This window comes from Micromonospora parastrephiae (genome assembly GCF_016802865.1).
In the GTDB taxonomy this organism is placed as follows: domain Bacteria; phylum Actinomycetota; class Actinomycetes; order Mycobacteriales; family Micromonosporaceae; genus Micromonospora; species Micromonospora parastrephiae.
In genome coordinates this window covers 1-3281 of sequence record NZ_JAEVHM010000339.1, presented here as the reverse complement: position 1 = coordinate 3281, position 3281 = coordinate 1, and the positions used below count along the sequence as shown (strand labels likewise).

Annotated in this window: 4 protein-coding genes; 1 reads left to right on the top strand and 3 read right to left on the bottom strand. The window is 73.9% G+C overall.

Annotation, left to right across the window (positions count from 1 at the left end):
- Positions 1 to 156 precede the first annotated feature (156 nt).
- Positions 157 to 399, top strand: a complete 243-nt coding sequence (locus tag JNW91_RS32895; protein WP_309244532.1) for a hypothetical protein — start codon at positions 157 to 159, stop codon at positions 397 to 399.
- A gap of 88 nt (positions 400 to 487) precedes the next feature.
- On the opposite strand, the gene JNW91_RS30580 is transcribed toward JNW91_RS32895, so the two are convergent.
- Genes JNW91_RS30580 through mnmA form a run of 3 tightly spaced genes read right to left on the bottom strand, consistent with a single transcriptional unit; the run spans position 488 to position 3021 of the window.
- A complete protein-coding gene (locus JNW91_RS30580; protein ID WP_203178949.1) occupies positions 488 to 856 on the bottom strand; it encodes a VOC family protein in 369 nt (122 codons plus the stop codon).
- Between the two features lie 37 nt (positions 857 to 893).
- Positions 894 to 1898 carry a uroporphyrinogen decarboxylase/cobalamine-independent methonine synthase family protein gene (locus JNW91_RS30575; protein WP_203178948.1) on the bottom strand — a complete coding sequence of 335 codons (1005 nt, stop codon included), beginning with the start codon at positions 1896 to 1898 and terminating at the stop codon, positions 894 to 896.
- Positions 1899 to 1947: 49 nt separating this feature from the next.
- Complete coding sequence (mnmA, locus tag JNW91_RS30570; RefSeq protein WP_203178947.1) at positions 1948 to 3021, bottom strand: tRNA 2-thiouridine(34) synthase MnmA; 1074 nt, start codon at positions 3019 to 3021, stop codon at positions 1948 to 1950.
- Positions 3022 to 3281: the final 260 nt, after the last annotated feature.

The following is a 3281-nucleotide window of genomic DNA, read 5'->3' as shown; positions in this document are numbered from 1 at the left end:
CGCCACGTCGCGCCCGCGCGACGGCGATCGGCCGACCGCCAAGCCCCGCTCCCGCGACACCGAACGGGGCGGCCGGCACTCCGGCGGCCGGCGAGATCTGGTGGGCCGACGTGCCATGACGCCGACGGCAGCGGGTCGAAGGTGCGGCCCTGTCTGGTGCTGCGCGCCGACTCCCGGGGCGTCGACGTCCTGAAGATCACCAGTCAGGACAAGAGCGACCGGGACGATCACGTCCGGATCCCCACCCGGGACTGGGACCCCGGCACCGAGCACGACAGTTACCTGAGCCTGACCGAGCCGATCCGGATCAGCTCCGACGACTTCGCCGACCGGGCCGGCCGCTGCGACGCCGACCTGTGGCAGAAGATCCGCGGCCTGCGCCACCTGCCCACCAGCTGACCACCCTCCTGACCGATCGTCGGTCGTGATCGCCGCGGCCGTCATTGTCGGCTGCGGCCCGGCGGCCGCGCCAGGAACGCCCGCCGGCTCAGTCCCAGCAGAGACAGAACGGGTGGCCGACCGGATCCGCGTAGACCCGGAAGCCCTCACCCTCACCGGGCAGCCGTCGTGCGCCCAGCGCGAGCGCCGCCTTCTCGGCGGCCTCGATGTCGTCGACCGTCACGTCGATGTGGAACTGCTGCGGGCGCTCCGGATCCGGCCAGGCCGGCGGACGCAGGTTGAGCGCCCGCTGGAACGCCAGCCGAGGCTGTTGCCCGGGCTTGCCGCCCAACACCACCCACTCGTCGTCGGAGTCGGCACCCTCGGCCAGAGGAATGCCGAGCAGCTCGGCGTAGAACGCGGCCAGCGCCCGTGGATCCGGGCAGTCGATCACCACTGAACGTAGTTGTCCAATCATGACCGCCATCCTGCCCACCGGGTACGACAGAAAAACGTCAGTCCTCGGTGAGCCGCCGGCCGGCGTCCCGACATGCCGCGAGCACCGCCCGGGCGTACTGCGGGGTTGCTCCGGCCAGGCCACAGGCCGGCGTGACGACCACCTGCTCGGCGAGCTGCCGGCGAGGAAAACCGAGGCGGTCCCAGAGCTGACGTACCCGATCGGCGACCTGTGCGGAGGTCGGTGCGCCACCGGCCGGCGGCGGCTGGGTCGGCGCGGCCCCGGCCAACAACCCGAGGCCCGCGTCGATGGCCTCGCCCAGCGGGTCCAGCTCGGTGATCAGGTCAAGGTCGAGGGCCACCGCGACGGCGCCGGTGGAGCGGACCAACTCCAGCGGCACCTCCGGTGCGCAGCAGTGCACCACCGTCGGCACACCGACCGCCTCGACGACCGTGCGCAGCAGCGCCGCCGCGTCCGCCGACTCCACCGCCCGGTACGCGCCCAGCCCGCTCTCGGTCGGCACCCGCCCGGCCAGCACGGTCGTCAGCGACGGTTCGTCCAGTTGGAGCAGCACCGAAGCCCGGGGCAGGCGCCGCGCGACCGCCGCCACGTGCGCGCGCAGACCCTCGGCGAGCGAGCCGGTCAGGTCGCGGACCGCGCCCGGGTCGCGCAGCAGCCGGCCGCCGATCGGCAATTCCAGGGCGGCGGCCAGGGTGAGCGGGCCACCGGCCTGCACCTTGATCGGGCCGGCGTACTCCTCGGCCTGCTCGGCGAGCTGGTCCAGGTCACGTTCCATCAGGTCGCGGGCCCGACGCAGGTCCCGCCCCGGGCGGGGAGCGACCCGCCACCGACCGGTGTACAGCTCCACGGGCAGCTCGACCAGCAGCCCGGCCGTGCGGCCGATCAGGTCCGCGCCCGGACCACGGGCCGGCAACTCGGGCAGGTGGGGCAGCGCGGGAAGCTCACCGAGGACCACCCTCTGGGCCTCGGCGATGTCGGTGCCGGGCAGCGAACCAATTCCGGTCGCCGCGCCGGCCGGCCAGGGCCACGCCTGATCTGTCACGGCCGAAGGCTATCCCGGTGTGGGCGCGAGCCGCGCGGCGACCGTGCGTTCAGCCGGTGATGGTGGCGGAACCGAGGACCACGTCGCCGGCCGGGTCCGGCCGGTACGCCACGACGGCCTGACCGGCGGCGACACCGCGTACCGGCCGGCGCAGCTCGGCGTGCAGGAGGTCGCCGTCGAGGGCGACGGTGGCCGGCACCACGTCGCCGTGCGCCCGCAACTGCACCTCGCACTCCACCGGGGCGTCCGGGCGTGCGCCGCCGGTCCAGACCGGACGAACGGCGCGGACCTCGGACACCTCCAACGCCTCGGCCGGGCCGACGGTCACCGTGTTGGTCTTCGGCGTGATGGAGAGCACGTAGCGCGGCCGCCCATCCGGGGCCGGCCGGTCCAGGTGCAGCCCACGACGCTGACCCACCGTGTACGCGTACGCGCCGGTGTGGCTGCCCACCACCGCGCCGGTGCTCGCGTCCACCACGTCGCCGGGCGCCTCGCCGAGCCGGCCGGCCAGGAAACCCCGGGTGTCGCCGTCGGCGATGAAGCAGATGTCGTGCGAGTCCGGCTTGTCGGCCACCGCCAGGCCACGCTCGGCGGCCTCCGCGCGGACCTGCGCCTTGGTGGAGTCACCGAGCGGGAACATCGACCGGTCCAGCTGCTCGCGGGTGAGCACGGCCAGCACGTACGATTGGTCCTTCGCCACGTCGACGCTGCGTCGCAGCAACCCGTCCGGGCCGAGCCGGGCGTGGTGGCCGGTGACCACCGCGTCGAAGCCGAGGGCCACCGCCCGGTCCAGCACCGCGGCGAACTTGATCTTCTCGTTGCACCGCAGGCAGGGATTCGGCGTACGACCCGCGGCGTACTCCGCCACGAAGTCGTCCACGACGTCCTCGTGGAACCGGTCGGCCATGTCCCAGACGTAGAACGGGATGCCGATCACGTCGGCGGCTCGACGGGCGTCGCGGGAGTCCTCCAGGGTGCAGCAGCCGCGCGCCCCGGTGCGGTAGGTCTGCGGGTTGCGGGCCAGCGCCAGGTGCACACCGGTCACGTCATGTCCGGCCGCCACGGCACGCGCCGCCGCCACGGCCGAGTCAACCCCGCCCGACATCGCCGCCAGAACCCTCACCAGCCCACTCCCTTCCCCCCGCACTCCCCCGCGCCCACACAACACAATGAGGGCCGGGCCGGATCTGCGACGAGCTGGACGACGAGACCGAAGAAGCCGACACGCGCCGCAGGCCGGCCGGCGTCCCGTTCCGCCGAGCGTCGAGGTCGTACGCGGCCCCGCTCGGCGTCGCCGATGGTGCGGCGGTCGGTGGGGTCATCGAGCAGGATTCGGCAAGTCCCGCACGGAACCGCTCGTCCGCGTCCCCGCACCGCCTCCGG

Excerpts from the sequence above, each read along its gene's own strand:
- JNW91_RS30580 (WP_203178949.1), bottom strand. The coding sequence starts at position 856 with ATGATTGGACAACTACGTTCAGTGGTGATCGACTGCCCGGATCCACGG.